At 52.8% G+C, this 18,266-nt stretch carries 15 protein-coding genes; 10 read left to right on the plus strand and 5 right to left on the minus strand.

Translation table 11 applies throughout. The features are described 5' to 3' along the window. Positions 1 to 9 precede the first annotated feature (9 nt). Positions 10 to 1,671, minus strand: coding sequence for an HTH-type transcriptional regulator SgrR (gene sgrR, locus V2154_RS02815; protein ID WP_353500981.1), 1,662 nt, complete (start codon positions 1,669 to 1,671; stop codon positions 10 to 12). Between the two features lie 103 nt (positions 1,672 to 1,774). On the opposite strand from sgrR, the gene sgrT reads away from it, so the two are divergent. Together sgrT and V2154_RS02825 are read left to right on the plus strand one after the other, a co-directional pair. After that, entirely contained in the window at positions 1,775 to 1,954 is a 180-nt protein-coding gene (gene sgrT, locus V2154_RS02820) for a glucose uptake inhibitor SgrT (protein WP_353500982.1), read from the plus strand. A gap of 157 nt (positions 1,955 to 2,111) precedes the next feature. Then, positions 2,112 to 3,275, plus strand: coding sequence for an MFS transporter (locus V2154_RS02825; RefSeq protein WP_353500983.1), 1,164 nt, complete (start codon positions 2,112 to 2,114; stop codon positions 3,273 to 3,275). A 64-nt stretch (positions 3,276 to 3,339) separates the two neighbouring features. On the opposite strand, the gene leuD is transcribed toward V2154_RS02825, so the two are convergent. Genes leuD through leuA form a run of 4 tightly spaced genes read right to left on the minus strand, consistent with a single transcriptional unit; the run spans position 3,340 to position 8,020 of the window. After that, positions 3,340 to 3,945: a 3-isopropylmalate dehydratase small subunit gene (leuD, locus tag V2154_RS02830; protein WP_353503896.1), complete on the minus strand. Its 606-nt coding sequence runs from the start codon at positions 3,943 to 3,945 to the stop codon at positions 3,340 to 3,342. A 7-nt stretch (positions 3,946 to 3,952) separates the two neighbouring features. Then, complete coding sequence (gene leuC / locus V2154_RS02835) at positions 3,953 to 5,353, minus strand: 3-isopropylmalate dehydratase large subunit (protein ID WP_353500984.1); 1,401 nt, start codon at positions 5,351 to 5,353, stop codon at positions 3,953 to 3,955. 1 nt (position 5,354) lies between these two features. Continuing rightward, positions 5,355 to 6,446: a 3-isopropylmalate dehydrogenase gene (leuB, locus tag V2154_RS02840; RefSeq protein ID WP_353500985.1), complete on the minus strand. Its 1,092-nt coding sequence runs from the start codon at positions 6,444 to 6,446 to the stop codon at positions 5,355 to 5,357. 2 nt (positions 6,447 to 6,448) lie between these two features. Further along, positions 6,449 to 8,020: a 2-isopropylmalate synthase gene (leuA, locus tag V2154_RS02845; protein ID WP_353500986.1), complete on the minus strand. Its 1,572-nt coding sequence runs from the start codon at positions 8,018 to 8,020 to the stop codon at positions 6,449 to 6,451. A 725-nt stretch (positions 8,021 to 8,745) separates the two neighbouring features. On the opposite strand from leuA, the gene leuO reads away from it, so the two are divergent. From leuO to ftsL, 8 genes are all read left to right on the plus strand, one after another. After that, entirely contained in the window at positions 8,746 to 9,687 is a 942-nt protein-coding gene (gene leuO, locus V2154_RS02850; protein ID WP_353500987.1) for a transcriptional regulator LeuO, read from the plus strand. Between the two features lie 357 nt (positions 9,688 to 10,044). Then, the gene (locus V2154_RS02855; protein ID WP_353500988.1) at positions 10,045 to 11,841 is read left to right on the plus strand and encodes an AMP-dependent synthetase/ligase; all 1,797 of its coding nucleotides are present in this window, start codon (positions 10,045 to 10,047) and stop codon (positions 11,839 to 11,841) included. A gap of 452 nt (positions 11,842 to 12,293) precedes the next feature. Further along, positions 12,294 to 14,012: an acetolactate synthase 3 large subunit gene (gene ilvI / locus V2154_RS02860; RefSeq protein ID WP_353500989.1), complete on the plus strand. Its 1,719-nt coding sequence runs from the start codon at positions 12,294 to 12,296 to the stop codon at positions 14,010 to 14,012. A gap of 2 nt (positions 14,013 to 14,014) precedes the next feature. Beyond that, on the plus strand, positions 14,015 to 14,506 hold the full coding sequence (ilvN, locus tag V2154_RS02865; RefSeq protein WP_034787147.1) for an acetolactate synthase small subunit: 492 nt from the start codon (positions 14,015 to 14,017) through the stop codon (positions 14,504 to 14,506). A gap of 334 nt (positions 14,507 to 14,840) precedes the next feature. Continuing rightward, on the plus strand, positions 14,841 to 15,845 hold the full coding sequence (cra, locus tag V2154_RS02870) for a catabolite repressor/activator (protein ID WP_034787149.1): 1,005 nt from the start codon (positions 14,841 to 14,843) through the stop codon (positions 15,843 to 15,845). A 680-nt stretch (positions 15,846 to 16,525) separates the two neighbouring features. Next, a complete protein-coding gene (gene mraZ, locus V2154_RS02875; RefSeq protein ID WP_034787151.1) occupies positions 16,526 to 16,984 on the plus strand; it encodes a division/cell wall cluster transcriptional repressor MraZ in 459 nt (152 codons plus the stop codon). Between the two features lie 2 nt (positions 16,985 to 16,986). Further along, a complete protein-coding gene (rsmH, locus tag V2154_RS02880) occupies positions 16,987 to 17,928 on the plus strand; it encodes a 16S rRNA (cytosine(1402)-N(4))-methyltransferase RsmH (RefSeq protein WP_353500990.1) in 942 nt (313 codons plus the stop codon). Then, complete coding sequence (ftsL, locus tag V2154_RS02885) at positions 17,925 to 18,245, plus strand: cell division protein FtsL (protein WP_353500991.1); 321 nt, start codon at positions 17,925 to 17,927, stop codon at positions 18,243 to 18,245. The genes rsmH and ftsL overlap by 4 nt, the downstream gene beginning before the upstream one ends. The last annotated feature ends 21 nt before the right edge of the window (positions 18,246 to 18,266 follow it).

Here is an 18,266-nt window from a genome sequence, read left to right on the forward strand (position 1 = left end):
GAAGAAGCATTAACTGTCCGGCGGCGCGAACCAGGCGGATTTAAAGTCGAACCAGCCGAGGGTGTTCATGCGCACCCCGCGCATGCTGCGCTGTCCCTGTAGCACCAGCCAGTGATGGAACAGCGGATGCAGATGGTTATTCTCCACCAACTTTTGCGCCCACTCCGCCATGTTCAACTGTCCGGCGCGCCACTTTGCGCCGTCGGATTTCAGGTCGCAATCCATGCAGTAGTTGATTAACGGCAGCTCAAGCAGGGTAGCAAACAGCGAAAACTCAAGGGGCAGGGTGAAGTTGGCGCTGCCCAGCCAAACATCGCTTTTCGCTTCCCCTCTGTGCCAACTGGCGTAATCCACCACCTGAATGTTGAGCTTCACCCCGTGCGCCGCCAGCAGCGGCGTAATGGCCTTGCTGATTGCCTGATGCTCCGAGTGCTCGCTGTAGTAAGTCAGGGTTATCTCCCGCAGGTGGGCGGGCTTGGGATGCGGAAGGTGGGTCTGCAGGTGGTGCCAGCGCGGCAGCAGGCCAAAGGCGGGTGCCCAGTAGCGCTGGTAAATGGTCTCGGTGGCGTTGAGCAGGGCAATCGGGCTGAGTAACTCGCTGAGCCACAGGCGGCTGGCTTCGTCACTGCCGATAGGCGAACGCTGGTCATAAAGCAGAAAATAGCAGCCTTCCTCAAGGCGGCTTTCCGGCTCGCTGTCGCCAGATTCGTCGGCCTGCAGCTGGACGCCGGAATGCACCAAGTCCTCGGTGAGTTCCGGCAGAACCCAAATATTGACTTCATCAATCAGCGCGCGAAAACCGAAATACTCGTCAAAGGCGCGAATGCGTAGCTGGGTATTTTGGTTGAGCACCACGGCGTAGGGGCCGGTGCCGACAGGGTGACGGGCAAAGTCCGGCATTGACGCCCACTCTTGCGGCAAAATCATGGCGTGAACGTTGCCCAGCAGCCACGGCAGCCACTTGTCGGTCGAGGTGAGATGAATGTCGATGACGTTGAGCGTCGGCGACGTCACTGATGAGAAGTGCGCGAACAGCGGATGGGTGCTCAGCCGGGCAAAGCTGCTGATGATATCCGCCATGTTCAGCTCGCGGCCGTGGTGGAAGTGAATGGCCGGGCGCAGATAAAAACGCCAGTGCAGCGGGGAGATCTGCTGCCAGTGGTGAGCTAAATCGCCTTCCAGTTCCCCATTTTCCTCATTTATGCGCGTCAGGCCGCTGAAGATTTGCCGGGCGATATGGGTTTCTGAACGCCGCAGCATGGTGCCGGGCAGCAGATTGAGCAGCGGGCGATAGTAGAGCACGCGCAGGATATGTTTCCCCTGACGAAAGCTGCGGCCCAGCTGAGAAATCAGCATCTGGCGCACGGCCTTTTTGTCGCCGACTAGCTGCACCAGCTGATCGATTTTATCCTCTTCTAATAGCTCTTCTGCCCGCTGTTGCTGGAGCGCAAGGCCAGTATAGAGAAAGGTCAGCGTAGATCGTTTACCACGGCCGGCCTCGGCCTGCCAGTTGATCCAACCCTCTTCCTGCATGGTGGTGAGCAAGGATCGCATATGGCGGCGCGAGCAGTTCATCACCTCGGAAAGTGCCTGTAACGTGGTGTGCGTCTCTTCCCCGTGGCAGCTTTGCCAAAGCCGAATGAACTGTTGTTGTAAACGCGCTGAGGACATAAAAGAGGAACTCCAGGTGCTGTTTTCATCAATTTATCTTTCCTCATATTACTCCGATACTGTTTAGCAACAAAGCCGTAACGCACTTACCCAGGAGGTCAGCATGCAAGGTCTTCTAAATCGAGATTTTTTCCAGCGCTATTTCCGCGCGGTCGCTCCAAAAAGCGCGCCAGCCGAGTGGTTGAACTGGGTGCCGCAAGAGTATCGCGTTGCCACGCTGACTCAGCTAATGCAGTGGGATATCGACGAGATGAGCGACGAGCAGTACCGCAAACATACCTAAGTCTGGCCTGAACTTAAGCGGCTTCAGGCTGGCTAAAACGATTTCTGAGTAATGGTGTATTGTCACCAGCCAGTGAGGTAACTCACTGGTTTTTTTATTTTAAAACGCGGCTACACTGGGAGTTGTTTACCCGCCTTCGACCACCTTGGGATGGCTCATGCTTACGCGTCGTATCAATTCAATCTATGCCACTTTTCTAACCGTTTCCCTGCTGTGCGGCATTGCCGGGGCGTTACAGGCACCTACTCTAAGCCTGTTTTTGACCAACGAAGTGAAGGTCAGGCCGATGTGGGTTGGGCTGTTTTATACGGTGAATGCCATCGCGGGCATTGCCGTCAGCTTCCTGCTGGCCAATCGCTCGGATAAGAAGGGCGACCGCCGAAAGCTACTGCTACTTTGCTGCGTGATGGCGGTGGGCAACGCGCTGGTTTTTGCCTTTAGCCGCGACTATTTAGTGCTGATCACCGTCGGCGTGCTGCTGGCGGCGATAGCCAATACTTCGATGCCCCAGCTGTTTGCGCTGGCCCGCGAGCACGCGGATCGCTCCGCCAGCGAAGTGGTAATGTTTAGCTCGACCATGCGCGCCATGCTGTCGCTGGCCTGGGTGCTCGGCCCGCCGCTCTCCTTTATGTTGGCGCTGAATTACGGCTTCACGCTGATGTATCTCAGCGCGGCGGCGGTGTATGTCGCCAGCATCCTGATGATTTGGCTGTTTTTACCGTCGGTGCCGCGCGTGGAGCAGTCGGTGGATAATGCCGAGGTGGCGGTGAGCGCATGGCGCAATCGGGATGTCAGGCTGCTGTTTTTCGCGTCGTTACTGATGTGGACCTGCAATCTGATGTATGTGATTGATATGCCGTTGTATATCGCGCGCGATCTCGGGCTGCCAGAAGGCTTAGCCGGGCTGCTGATGGGTACGGCGGCGGGGATTGAGATCCCGGCGATGCTGATTGCGGGCGCTTTAGTGAAACGCTGGGGCAAGCGACGCCTAATGCTGGTTGCCGCCGTCAACGGCGTACTGTTCTATGCCGGGCTGGTGCTGTTTGAGTCGAAAACCGCGCTGCTCCTGCTGCAACTGTTCAATGCGATATTCATCGGCATTATTGCGGGCATCGGCATGCTCTATTTTCAAGACTTAATGCCCGGTCGGGCTGGGTCGGCGACCACGCTGTTTACCAATAGTATTTCGACCGGCGTGATTTTCGCCGGGCTGCTGCAAGGCACTATCGTGGAGAACTTCGGCCATTATCCGGTCTATTGGGCGATCACCCTGTTATCCCTACTGGCGTTTGGCCTGATGTGGAGAGTCAAAGACGTGTGAGCTGAGTCATCGGCAATAAAAAACCCGCGAAATTCGCGGGTTTTTTTATCAAACGGCTCAGCCATTACTTCATGAATGCGGGCTGTTTGTTCTCGTAAGTGGAGATATTTGCTTCGTGTTGCAAGGTCAGTCCAATGCTGTCTAAGCCATTGATCATGCAGTGACGGCGGAAACTGTCGATTTCAAACGCGTAGCTTTTGCCACCGGCGTTGACCACCTGCTTTTCCAGATCCACCTCGAACGTGATGCCTTCGTTAGCTTCAACCAGTTTGAACAACTCATCCACTTGCTCATCGCTCAGGGTGATTGGCAGCAGCTGGTTGTTGAACGAGTTACCGTAGAAAATATCGGCAAAGCTTGGGGCGATCACGGCGTGGAAGCCGTAATCAGTCAGCGCCCAAGGCGCGTGCTCACGGGATGAGCCGCAGCCGAAGTTTTCACGCGCCAGCAGGATGCTCGCCCCTTTGTAACGCGGCTTATTCAGCACGAAATCAGGGTTAGGCTGCTGCCCTGCGTCGTCCAAGAAACGCCAGTCGTTGAACAGGTGCTGGCCGAAACCGGTACGGGTCACTTTCTGCAAAAACTGCTTAGGAATGATGGCATCGGTATCGACGTTAGCCGCATCCAGCGGAACCACCAGACCAGTATGTTGGGTGAATTTAGTCATGATGGATTCCTTAGTTCAGTTCACGAATATCAGCGAAACGGCCAGTGACCGCGGCGGCAGCTGCCATTGCCGGGCTCACCAAATGAGTACGACCTCCGCGACCCTGACGACCCTCGAAGTTACGGTTGCTGGTGGAAGCACAACGCTCGCCCGGATTCAGACGGTCATTGTTCATCGCCAGGCACATTGAGCAGCCCGGCAAACGCCATTCGAAACCGGCTTCGATGAAGATCTTATCCAAACCTTCTTCTTCCGCCTGCGCTTTCACCGGGCCGGAGCCTGGCACCACGATAGCCTGCACGCCGCTGGCGACTTTGCGGCCTTTGGCAATGGCGGCGGCAGCGCGTAAATCTTCAATACGTGAGTTGGTGCAAGAGCCGATAAACACTTTGTCGATGGAGACGTCGGTCAACTTAATGCCCGGCTGCAGGTCCATATAAGCCAAGGCTTTTTCAGCGGACGCGCGTTCTACCGGGTCGCTGAAAGAGGATGGGTTAGGGATAACCTGATTCACCGCCATCACTTGACCTGGGTTGGTGCCCCAGGTGACCTGAGGGGCGATGTCCGCTGCGTTCAGGGTGATAGTCGAGTCGAAAGTGGCGTTTTCGTCGGTTTTCAGCGTCTTCCAGTAAGCCACGGCTTCATCCCAGTCTTGACCTTTTGGCGCGAACTGGCGGCCTTTCAGGTAAGCGAAAGTGGTTTCATCGGCGGCAACCAAGCCCGCTTTAGCCCCCATTTCGATAGCCATGTTGCACAGGGTCATACGACCTTCCATGCTCAAAGCTTCAATGGCTTTACCGCAGAACTCGACCACGTGACCCGTGCCGCCCGCGCTGCCGGTTTTACCAATGACGGCCAGCACGATGTCTTTGGCGGTGATGCCTGCCGGTGCGTCGCCAGTCACTTCAATTTTCATGGTTTTCGCACGGCCCTGCTTCAGGGTTTGCGTCGCCAACACGTGTTCAACTTCAGAAGTACCGATGCCGAAGGCCAATGAGCCGAAGGCGCCGTGGGTGGCGGTGTGGGAGTCGCCGCACACGATGGTCATGCCCGGCAACGTCATGCCTTGCTCTGGGCCGATGACGTGGACGATGCCCTGGAACGGGTGATTCAGGTCATACAGCTGTACGCCGAACTCAGCACAGTTCTTGATCAGTTCCTGCATCTGGATGCGGGCCATTTCGCCGCTGGCATTGATGTCTTTGGTCTGCGTCGAAACGTTGTGGTCCATGGTGGCGAAGGTTTTGCCCGGTTGACGCACCTGACGGCCCTTGGCACGCAGGCCGTCGAACGCCTGCGGGGAGGTCACTTCGTGCACCAAATGACGGTCGATATACAGCAATGGAGTTTCGTTTGGCGCTTCGTACACCACGTGCGCATCAAACAATTTCTGATATAAAGTCTTCGCCATGTTATGCCCCTTCTGCCACGAAGCGGGCAATGATGTCGCCCATTTCGTTAGTGCCAATTGCGTTACCACTGTTGGCCAAATCGCCTGTGCGATGGCCTGCCTCTAATGCTTTATTTACTGCTTGCTCGATAGCGTCCGCCGCGTCATCAGCGCCAAGGCTGTAGCGCAGCAGCAGGGCTGCGGAGAGGATTTGAGCAATCGGGTTAGCAATGTTTTTGCCTGCGATATCCGGCGCTGAACCGCCAGCCGGTTCGAACAAGCCGAAAGCCTGCTCGTTCATGCTCGCCGATGGCAACATGCCCATGGAGCCGGTGATCATCGCGCACTCGTCAGACAAAATGTCGCCGAACAGGTTGGAGCACAGCAACACGTCGAACTGTGACGGGTCTTTGATCAACTGCATGGTGGCGTTGTCGATGTACATGTGGCTCAGGCTGACGTCCGGGTAATCTTTGGCAATTTCGTTAACCACTTCGCGCCACATAATGGAGGTTTGCAGCACGTTAGCTTTATCAATTGACGTCACTTTACTGCGGCGTTTGCGTGCAGACTCAAAGGCGATACGCGCAATACGCTCGATTTCGAAACGATAATAAACTTCGGTATCGAAGGCTTTTTCGTGCATACCTTGGCCTTCGCGACCTTTAGGCTGACCGAAGTAGATGCCGCCAGTCAGTTCGCGCACGCACAGAATGTCGAAACCTTTTGCGGCGATGTCGGCACGCAGCGGGCAGAACTCTTCCAAACCTTGATACAGGCGGGCAGGGCGCAGGTTGCTGAACAGCTTGAAGTGCTTACGCAGCGGCAATAACGCGCCGCGCTCTGGCTGATCGTTTGGTGGCAGGTGTTCCCATTTCGGGCCACCCACTGAGCCGAACAAGATAGCGTCCGCTTGCTCACAACCGGCAACGGTGGCCGGTGGCAATGGGCTGCCGTGCTTGTCGATAGCTGCGCCGCCAACGTCGTATTCGCTGGTGCTGATTTTCAGGCCAAAGCGCTGACGTACCGCGTCCAACACTTTATACGCCTGCTGCATTACTTCCGGGCCAATGCCGTCGCCGGGTAAGACGGCAATATGATGGGTCTTGCTCATGTTCACACCGTTTCCTGATTGTTTTGTTTTTCGGTTTGCAGGCGCTGTTTTTCAATTTCTACCTGCTTGCTGCGCCAAATGCTGTTCAATACGTGGACCATCGCTTTCGCGGAGGATTCAACGATGTCGGTCGCCAGACCTACACCGTGGAAACGGCGTCCATTAAAGGAAACCACTACGTCCACTTGGCCTAATGCGTCGCGGCCATGGCCTTTGGCAGTCAGTTGATATTTGACCAGTTCGATCTGGTAGCCAGTAATACGGTTGATTGCCTGATAGACCGCGTCTACCGGGCCGTTACCTGTCGCGGCTTCGGTTTTGATCTCTTCGCCACAGGCTAAGTTCACAGAGGCGGCGGCGGTGATGCTGGAACCTGACTGCACGCTGAAGTTGTCCAGACGGTAGAACTCAGGCTCTTCTTGCTGTTTATTGATGAACACCAGCGCTTCTAAGTCGTAGTCAAAAACCTGGCCTTTTTTATCAGCCAGCTTCAAAAATGCGGAGTACAGATGATCCAAATTATAGTCGGCTTCTTGGTAGCCCATCTCTTCCATACGGTGTTTGACCGCGGCGCGCCCGGAGCGTGAAGTCAGGTTCAACTGAATCTGGTTCAGGCCGATGGACTCTGGAGTCATGATTTCGTAGTTTTCGCGGTTTTTCAGCACACCGTCCTGATGGATACCCGAGGAGTGAGCGAAGGCGTTAGAGCCGACAATCGCTTTGTTACCTGGGATTGGCATGTTGGTGATTTGGCTGACAATCTGGCTGGTGCGGTAAATTTCTTTGTGATTGATATTGGTATGGACATTCATGTACTCGGAGCGAGTACGGATTGCCATAATCACTTCTTCCAGCGCGGTGTTACCTGCGCGCTCACCAATCCCGTTTAAGGTACCTTCCACCTGACGCGCACCGGCCTGAATGGCCGCGATGGAGTTGCCGACGGCCATGCCCAAGTCATCGTGGCAGTGGACGGAGATAATGGCTTTATCAATGTTTGGCACGCGTTCATACAAATTAGTAATGATGCCGCCGAACTGGGTTGGGGTGGTGTAGCCCACGGTGTCAGGGATATTGATGGTGGTTGCACCGGCTTTGATAGCAGCTTCTACAACGCGGCACAGGTTATCCAACGGCGTACGGCCTGCATCTTCACAAGAGAATTCAACGTCATCGGTATAGTTACGTGCACGTTTTACTGAGTGCACGGCCATGTCCAATACTTGGTCGAAAGAGCGCTTTAATTTTGATTCAATGTGCAGGGTAGAGGTTGCCAAGAACACGTGGATACGGAAGGCTTCGGCGACGCGCAATGCTTCAGCGGCGGCATCGATATCCCCATCAACGCAGCGCGCCAGACCACAAACGCGGCTGTTTTTGATTTGGCGAGCAATGGTCTGCACAGATTCGAAGTCGCCCGGAGACGAAACTGGGAAGCCGACTTCCATTACGTCAACGCCCATTCTTTCCAGCGCAATCGCAATCTGCAACTTATCTTTGACGCTCAGGCTGGCTTGTAACGCCTGTTCACCGTCACGCAGCGTGGTATCGAAAATAATGACTTGTTCGCTCATGGTAGATTCCTTGTCTGTTTTACTTTCACGCCGTGGAGGTAAAAAAAAACCCGCGCATCGGCGCGGGTTTAGTGTCTGTGGAAGTTGAAATCAGTTCTGATTTTCGCCCACTGGCATACCGCGCAAGATTTCTGCGTTGAGTAGTAGGCCTAGTAGACGAGTAGTAGTGAACATGGGTTTCAGCTTCTCTTAAATTTCGTGTTGAATCGGAGGTTGTTTTAACCGTTGCCTAAATTGATACGTGAATGTGCGTGGCGTGTCAACCGTTGGAATAGCTTCACTATTTAATTAGCAATGGATGAGATTGACTCTCATTTGGTGAAAAATTCTGCTAAATACTTATTGGCCGAAGTAATCGATTTTGACACGCTGATTTTCAACCAAATGGCCAACATCCGGCTTTCTTAACTGATTAAGCGCGCGTTTTTAGGCTATTTTAATTGAAAATCATAGAGTTGGGTCTTGTTGCGAATTACTTAATTAATAATTCTATTTTCGTATATTGTGAGGATATCTATTTTGTAGTTTTATATCATTCGATTTAAATAATGAATGATAGAAATTAATTCATTTTTAATATCACTTGAGTCTTCATAAGGTATTGGCATTTTTATAATCATTCCCCTTATAAAGACGCCTGTTTTATTGTCATTGTTCTGGTTAATAAGCAAAGCTTAAAAACAAGTAATTATTGATTTTTTATTTTAAAAGACTTCGGGGGAATTATGGCTGTTAATTTAATCGACGAGCAACAAGATACCACCAATGCCGCAGGAAGTTTGCGTAACGCAGACCTTAATTTACTCACCGTATTTGATGCTGTGATGCAGTTACAGAATATTACCCGCGCCTCTGAGTTGCTGGGGATGTCACAGCCTGCGGTAAGTAACGCGGTGTCGCGTTTAAAGATTATGTTCAATGACGATCTCTTTGTTCGGTACGGAAGAGGTATTCAGCCGACGACGCGAGCGAAACAACTTTTTGGCCCTATTCGCCAGGCATTGCAAATTGTCATGAATGAGCTGCCGGGCGCGGGTTTTGACGTCAGAACCAGTAACCGCCAATTTAACGTCGCGCTCTGTAGCCCTCTGGATATCAGACTTACCGCGAATATTCTCAACAATCTTGAGGATGTCACCTCCTCCTTGGGGATCAAATTCCAGACGATAGTCCCAGATAATATTGAGCATCAGCTGCGTTATCAAAATATCGAATTTGTTATTAGCTATCGCCGCTTTGAGGGCAGCGATTTTTGTAATCAGGAATTATTCACTGATGAGCTGGTTTTAGTTTGCGCGCAGAACCACCCGCGAATTAGCCCGCACATGCCTGACGAAAGATATCTCCGAGAACAACATGCGGTGGTTATGTTAGATCGCCACTCATTCTATTTACCTTATTATGACTCTTCTGAAATACAGTCTTTAATTGCGTTTCAGGGAACTGACCTTAATAGCGTGATGAATATTGTTGCCCGCACCCAAATGGTTGCCTTGGTACCAAGTTGGTTAGCTCATGCAAATGCGGGAATTTTAAATCTCAATATTATCCCTGTGCCATGGTTGAAAAATAAACTGCCTTGCTATTTGTCCTGGCACGAATCATCCAGTAAAGACAAAGGGAATATGTGGCTAAAAACTCTTCTAGAAGAGAGCGCCGCCCTATAGCCCCTAAGCCAGTGCGGGTTCAGGGAGGAAACCGACTCACCCTGTTTTATTTCAAAAAACGCGGGTTCCTCCCCCTTCAAAATAGATGCAATCACTGGTTTTGTTTCTCAACATAGTTTTTTACTCTGCATGGAAAGTGGCAGTTGCTGGCGACTTTTCCCCTGCGGAATTGGTAACATTTTCTTTCACCGCTTTTGGTCATTTCTCATTTCCCTGCCATTCTTGAATAATAATTTGTTTGTCTGCTGACCATCCCTCGGTAGACTGCGCGAATTGTTAATAACGGTAAGCAATTTTCATGCCACCACTGGTGGCCACTGCCGCTTACTGTCTCTTCATCTTTCAGGTTTGCGGGTTATGACGACAACTCTTACTGACTTCCATTTGGTTTCACGCTTTCAATACCAACTTTCATCGCAGCCTGACAACATTGCTTTTCGGGAATGGTCGCCGGAAAAAGAGCACTCCCTCACCTGGCGTGAAGCCGGTGAGAAGATAGACCGGCTTTCCGGCATCTTATTGCGTTTGGGCGTCGAGGTGCAGGAGAGGGTGGCGCTTTGCGGCAGTAACGCCATGGCGTGGACGCTGGCTGATTTGGCGCTGTTGCAAATTCGGGCTATCACCGTTCCTCTTTACGCTACCAACACCCCGGCGCAGTCGGCCTATGTGGTTAATGATGCCGGCATTCGCATTTTGTTTGTGCTCGAGCAAAGTCAGTTCGACGCCGCGCTGGCTTTACAGGCGCTTTGCCCGCAGCTGGAGCATATTCTGGTGCTGGATGAGTCAGTGAATCTGCGCGACGCGCCCATTGCTCGCCACGTTAGCTGGCTTGAAACGCCCGACCCGAGTTCGCGCGCAAGCCTTGAACAGCGCCTAGAGCAGCGCAGCCTTGAAGATCTATTTACCCTGATTTATACCTCGGGCACCACCGGCGAGCCAAAAGGGGTGATGCTCGACTACCTCAGCATCGCCACCCAGCTGCAACAGCATGACCACCGCCTCAGCCTTACTCGGGACGATATCTCGCTCTGTTTCCTGCCGCTGGCCCACGTTTTCGAACGCGCGTGGAGCTTCTTTGTGATGCACAGCGGCGCGCAGAATGTTTATCTGCGCCAGACGGATTTAGTCCGCGAGGCGCTGTCTGCTGTCAAACCTACCGTGATGTGCGCCGTTCCGCGCTTCTACGAAAAGGTTTTTAGCGCCATTAATCAGAGCGTGTCGCACTCCGGGCTGGTGAAGAAAAAGCTGTTTCACTGGGCGATGGCCCAAGGGCGAGAGAAGTTTTTGGCTGCCAGAAAGCACGAATCGCAGTCATGGTGGCAAAAAAGCCAGTTCGCGCTGGCGGACAAACTGGTGCTGAGCAAGCTACGCGGCCTGCTCGGCGGCAATGTGCGTTTCCTGCCCGCCGCCGGAGCAAGCTTAGATGACAATGTGATCCTGTTTTTCGAGTCCATTGGTCTGAAGATCAAATATGGCTACGGCCTGACCGAGACCTGCGCCACGGTCAGTTGCTGGGAGGAGAACGATTTCCAGTTTGGCTCAGTAGGCACGGCGCTGCCCAAGGTGGAAATTCGCATTGGCGAAGAGAATGAGATTCAGGTTCGCGGGCCGACTCTGCTGCGCGGCTACTTTAATAAGCCGGGAGAGACGGCGGCGAGCTTTACAGCCGACGGCTGGTTTAAAACCGGCGACGCGGGGAAAATGGATGAGCAGGGCAACCTGTTTGTTACAGAACGCCTAAAAGATCTGATGAAAACCTCGGGCGGCAAATACATTGCTCCACAGCGCATTGAGGGAACTTTGGTGCAGGACCGTTATATTGAGCAGGCGGCGGTGATTGCCGATGCCAAGCATTTTGTCTCGGCGCTGATTGTTCCCGACTTCAACGCGCTGAGTGAATATGCTCAGGCGCACCACATTGATTACTTCAACCGCGAAGGGCTGCTGAAAAATGAGCAGATCCTGTCGCTCTTCACTTATCGCGTTCGACAGATCCAGCACGAGTTGGCAAGTTATGAGCAGGTGAAGAAGTTTGCGCTGCTGACCACGCCCTTCACCATGGAGGCGGGTGAGCTGACCCCTACGCTGAAAATTCGCCGCAAGATTATCGCCGAGCGCTATAAAAAAGAGATTGATGCCTTCTATTGTGACTAGGGTCACACTTCTGGCCCGCGGCAGACTTTGCGGCGGGCCGTCTGTTTTTTGATTCTGTTCAAATCCGCCTTTTTTATGCCTATTCCCATCTAGTGGAACAAGAATGTTGTCATAATTTAATGCTGTAATTTATTCCCCCTTCCTGATATTCCTGAGTAGTAGTCTGCTTTGTGTAGTGTTTTGTCTCGCTCTAGATAAGGCCTGCAGCGCGACACAAAATAGTGGCCACGGCAGCGGTATTTTGCCGTTTGCTTGACCGAAATTCAGACGCTAAGGTATTGAGTTACATTTACGTCATAAGATAAGAACAGCAGGGCTAAGCCCTCTTACCCGGACGATGGAAATGAATTCCATTTTCCTTTGAGTTGTTTATTCACCGGGCAGCTCTCTTATAAAAAGACTCTTATTAAAATAAGTCATCCTATAGAAACAAAAAGCCTGGAGGCAAAACCATGGAGATGTTGTCAGGAGCCGAGATGGTCGTCCGATCGTTGATCGACCAGGGCGTTAAACACGTATTCGGTTATCCCGGCGGAGCGGTGTTGGATATCTATGATGCCCTGCACACGGTCGGCGGGATTGATCATGTGCTAGTTAGACACGAGCAGGGCGCTGTTCATATGGCTGACGGTTATGCACGCGCAACGGGCGACGTTGGCGTGGTGCTAGTGACCTCCGGCCCGGGCGCGACCAATGCCATTACCGGCATTGCGACGGCCTATATGGATTCCATTCCGCTGGTGGTGTTATCAGGCCAGGTTCACAGTTCGCTGATTGGCTATGACGCTTTTCAGGAATGCGACATGGTGGGGATCTCCCGCCCGATAGTGAAACATAGCTTCCTGGTGAAGCACGCGGAAGATATTCCGACGGTATTGAAGAAGGCGTTTTACCTCGCTTCTACTGGCCGTCCCGGTCCGGTTGTGGTTGATTTACCTAAAGATGTGGTCAATCCGCAGGTAAAACTGCCCTATTCCTACCCTGAGCAAATCACCATGCGCTCCTATAACCCGACGGTGCAAGGCCACCGTGGGCAGATTAAACGCGCGCTGCAAACCCTGTTGGCGGCGAAGAAGCCGGTGCTGTATGTCGGTGGCGGTGCGATTAACTCTGCATGTAGCGCCGAGCTGTTACAGCTGGCCGAAAAGCTTAATCTGCCGGTGACCAGCTCGCTGATGGGCCTTGGCGCTTTCCCAGGCACTCACCGTCAAAGCGTGGGTATGCTGGGGATGCACGGCACCTACGAAGCCAATATGACTATGCACAATGCCGACCTTATCTTCGGCGTGGGCGTGCGTTTTGATGACCGCACCACCAACAATCTGGCCAAGTACTGCCCGAACGCCACCATCATGCATATCGATATCGACCCGACCTCTATCTCGAAGACGGTGAGCGCGGATATCCCTATCGTGGGTGATGCCAAGCAGACGTTGGAGCAGATGCTGGAATTGCTGGCGCAAAGCGATGAGAAACAAGAGTACGACGCGCTGCGCGACTGGTGGCAGAGCATCGAGCAGTGGCGCGCGAAAGATTGCCTCGGCTACGATAAAAACAGCGGCACGATTAAGCCTCAGGCGGTTATCGAAACTCTGCATCGTTTGACCAAGGGCGATGCCTACGTGACGTCAGACGTCGGCCAGCATCAGATGTTTGCCGCGCTCTATTATCAGTTTGATAAGCCGCGCCGCTGGATTAACTCCGGTGGTCTGGGGACCATGGGCTTCGGCCTGCCTGCGGCCTTGGGCGTGAAGCTCGGCCTGCCGGAAGAAACCGTTATCTGTGTGACCGGCGACGGCAGTATCCAAATGAACATTCAGGAGCTGTCTACCGCGCTGCAATACGACCTGCCAGTGATTGTGGTTAACCTGAACAACGGTTATCTCGGCATGGTTAAACAGTGGCAAGACATGATCTACTCCGGCCGCCATTCGCAGTCGTACATGCAGTCTCTGCCTGACTTCGTCAAACTCGCAGAGGCCTATGGCCACGTGGGTATTGCGATTCGCTCCGCCGATGAGCTGGAGAGCAAATTGCAGCAGGCATTGGATCAGAAAAACCGTCTGGTATTCGTGGATATCAGCGTGGATGAAACAGAACACGTTTACCCGATGCACATCCGTGGCGGTGCGATGGACGAAATGTGGTTAAGCAAAACGGAGAGGACCTAATCATGCGCCGGATTTTATCAGTATTGCTCGAAAACGAATCAGGCGCTTTGTCACGCGTCGTCGGCCTGTTCTCCCAACGCGGCTACAACATTGAAAGTCTGACCGTAGCGCCGACCGACGATCCAACGCTGTCGCGCATGACCATCCAAACCGTGGGCGACGCCAAGGTGCTGGAGCAGATTGAAAAGCAGCTGCATAAGCTGGTGGACGTTCTGCGCGTCAACGAGCTGGTGCAGGGCGCGCACGTTGAGCGCGAAATCATGCTGGTTAAGCTGCAAGCCTCGGGCTACGGGCGTGAAGAGGTGAAACGTTCCACTGAGATTTTCCGTGGTCAGATTGTTGACGTCACGGCGACCCTCTATACCGTGCAATTGGCCGGAACCAGCGACAAGCTAGACGCCTTCCTGGCAACGGTGCGTGAAGTGGCGGAAATCGTTGAAGTCGCGCGTTCTGGCGTGGTTGGCGTCTCTCGCGGTGACAAAGTCATGCGTTAATCCTTGATATCATGGGGGCTGTTCTGGCCCGATGAATCATGTGCTGCTCAGAAGCTCAACTCCGGTTGGGCTTTTATTTTGTCTTTCGTCTCACGGCGAAGGTCCTGCCTTCTGTAATCCTTCAGGTGAAGCGATTCGGTAAAACACCTTGCTCAACAGGGTCTTCTGCGGTTAGATAAAGACAAGTTTATTTAATCATTTCGTCATTCACGTCGCTTTTCGCACGGCGGCTGAATTGCCAACGGACAGCAGTCATTGCCTCGCCAGTCGTTAAAATCGGCCATTTCAAGGCGTGCTGCACTTCACTTAATGAGTTATGTAAGGGGTTTTCTCGGTGAAACTGGATGAAATCGCGCGGTTAGCGGGCGTTTCGCGTACCACTGCCAGTTATGTTATTAACGGCAAAGCGAAACAGTATCGTGTCAGCGATAAGACAGTTGAAAAAGTCATGGCTGTCGTGAAGGAACATAACTACCACCCTAACGCCGTCGCCGCCGGGCTACGCGCGGGCCGAACCCGTTCCATTGGTTTGGTGATCCCCGATCTGGAAAATACCAGCTACACCAAAATTGCTAACTACCTCGAGCGTCAGGCGCGCCAGCGTGGCTATCAGTTGCTGATCGCCTGTTCCGAAGACCAGCCAGACAACGAAATGCGCTGCGTGGAGCATCTGTTGCAGCGTCAGGTCGATGCCATCATTATTTCCACCTCCTTGCCGCCGGAGCACCCGTTCTATCAGCGCTGGGCCAATGATGACTTCCCCATTATTGCCCTCGACCGCGCCCTCGACCCTGAACATTTCATCAGCGTGGTGGGGGCCGATCAGGAAGACGCCTTTACGCTGGCGCAGGAGCTTCGCGCGTTTCCGGCTGAATCGGTTCTCTATCTCGGCGCGCTGCCAGAGCTTTCCGTCAGCTTCCTGCGCGAGCAAGGTTTCCGTCAGGCCTGGGCCGATGATGCTCGTGAGCCGCAGTACCTCTATGCCAATGCTTATGACCGTGAATCAGCAGCGCTGGCGTTTGCCGAGTGGCTGAAAACCCATCCTATGCCGCAGGCGCTGTTCACCACCTCGTTCCAGCTGTTGCAGGGCGTAATGGATGTCACCCTGAAGCGGGAAGGGCGTTTGCCGATGGATTTAGCCATCGCCACCTTTGGTGATAATGAGCTGCTCGACTTCTTAGATTGCCCGGTACTGGCCGTGGCGCAGCGCCACCGCGACGTGGCCGAGCGTGTACTAGAGCTGGTGCTGGCCTGTCTCGATGAGCCAAAAAAACCGAAAGCCGGTTTGACTCGAATTCGCCGCAACCTGTTCCGCCGTGGGCGTTTGAGCAGAAAATAATCTTCAACGCGGGTTTGGATTCGCTAAACCCGCGACTTACTTATCTTTGTCATTCTCCTCGCAAAAATATGCCGCAAAACTAGCCCATAACGTTTAAATGGGTATTTTGGGACATTTCCTACGCATTGAATTATTAGGAAATGTTTTGCTGCCTTTTCTGGCTGATATAAACCGCTAAATCAATTTTTAAATACGTTAATACTGGCGCTAAAAGTGCTGTAGAATTCCCGCCTCAATTTTTATCGGCCGATTTTCTGTTTAATTTGTAAAGGCCCTAAAAAGGGACAAAAGCTTGCAGCATGCGGGCTGGCAACAAGAGTAATCGTGTTTTAGCAGTAATCATCTTAAAACGAATCAAGATTCTGTTTTTGATGATGGAGAGGTTAAGAACTGAGAGATCGTTAGCAGAAGAATATAAATAGTTAAATAATGTTCAATTTGATTTTTTTTTAATCATAATTATTTTCACTACGAAATTTCCTCAACTAATCATGACGTTATTTTCTATTCCGCTACTAAAAATCCTTACTCCCTTGCGATAAGGCTCCTCGACGCCCGCGAAATAATGCCAAACCGCCTCTGCTCTGGCTTGACAAGGTTTTAATACCATCCGTAAACTCTTTTATGTGGGAATTTGTGGAGGAAAGTGGTGAAAAGGGTCATAGAGGGGTAGATCGGTCATGTTTCGTGGCGCGACGATGGTTAACCTCGACAGCAAAGGGCGACTTGCCGTACCCACCCGATATCGGGATTTGCTGAGCGAAGAATCGCAAGGTCAAATGGTTTGCACCATAGACCTCCATCACCCATGCCTCCTCCTTTACACCCTGCCCGAATGGGAAGTTATCGAACAAAAATTGTCCCGTCTGTCGAGTATGAACCCCGTTGAGCGCCGTATTCAGCGCCTGCTGTTGGGCCATGCAAGTGAATGTCAGATGGATAACGCTGGGCGACTGTTGATTGCAACTACATTGCGCCAACACGCCGGGCTTGCCAAAGAAGTGATGCTGGTTGGGCAGTTCAACAAGTTTGAACTGTGGGATGAACAGACCTGGTATCAACAAGTTAAGGAAGACATTGACGCTGAACAGTCGTCTCAGGAACCACTTTCTGACCGATTACAGGACTTGTCACTATAAGCATGGTTGAAAATTTTAAGCACACATCCGTTTTGCTGGATGAGGCCGTAAACGGCCTGAACATTCGTGAAAACGGAATTTACATTGATGGAACTTTTGGCCGTGGTGGCCATTCGCGTCTGATTCTGTCCCAACTTGGGCCGGACGGGCGCCTGCTCGCTATCGATAGAGACCCTCAGGCGATTAAAGCCGCCGAATCCATTCAAGACCCGCGTTTCTCAATTATTCATGGCCCGTTTTCCGACTTAGCGACTTACGTCAAAGACCTTGGTCTTGAAGGCAAGATCGACGGCGTGCTGTTGGATTTAGGCGTTTCCTCTCCGCAGTTGGACGACGCCGAGCGCGGTTTTTCCTTCATGCGTGACGGGCCGCTGGACATGCGTATGGACCCAACGCGTGGCTATTCCGCCGCAGAATGGCTGATGAAGGCCGAAGAAGAAGACATTACCTGGGTGCTGAAAACCTTTGGTGAAGAGCGTTTTGCTAAGCGTATTGCCCGTGCCATCGTTGAGCGCAACCGCGAGCAGCCGATGACGCGCACCAAAGAGCTGGCGGATTTGATCGCTAACGCTTCGCCATTCCGCGAGAAGCACAAGCATCCGGCAACCCGTAGCTTCCAGGCAATCCGTATTTACATCAACAGTGAGTTGGAAGAGATCGAACGCGCACTCGACGGCGCGCTGGAGATCCTGGCAACCGACGGTCGTTTATCGGTGATCAGTTTCCACTCGCTAGAAGATCGCATCGTCAAACGCTTTATTCGCCAGCACAGCCGTGGTGCGCAGGTTCCAGCGGGCATCCCGATGACCGAAGCGCAAATCTCCGAGCTGGGCGGCCGTTCGTTGAAGTCCATCGGCAAGATGATGCCATCGGACGCTGAAGTGTCAGAAAACCCACGTGCCCGTAGCTCCGTGCTGCGTTTTGCCGCGAGAACGGCCTCGTGATTGGTAATGAGCGTCATGGTCTGGTTGGCGTTATTGCGGGTGACATTCTACGCAATGGCAAGCTTCCGCTGCTTTTGCTCATTGCCGTGTTGGTCAGCGCCATATTTGTGGTCACTACCTCTCACAAAACGCGCTTATTGACGGCACAGAGAGAGCAGCTGGTGTTGGAACGAGATGCGCTGGACATTGAGTGGCGCAACCTGATTTTGGAAGAAAATGCCCTCGGCGATCATAGCCGGGTGGAACGCATCGCAACGGAGAAATTGCAGATGCAGCACGTTGATCCATCACAAGAAAACATTGTGGTTCAACCTTAAAACGCTTATGGAGAAGACTCG

Origin of the sequence: Ewingella sp. CoE-038-23, from assembly GCF_040419245.1 — a bacterium.
Classification (GTDB): domain Bacteria; phylum Pseudomonadota; class Gammaproteobacteria; order Enterobacterales; family Enterobacteriaceae; genus Ewingella; species Ewingella allii.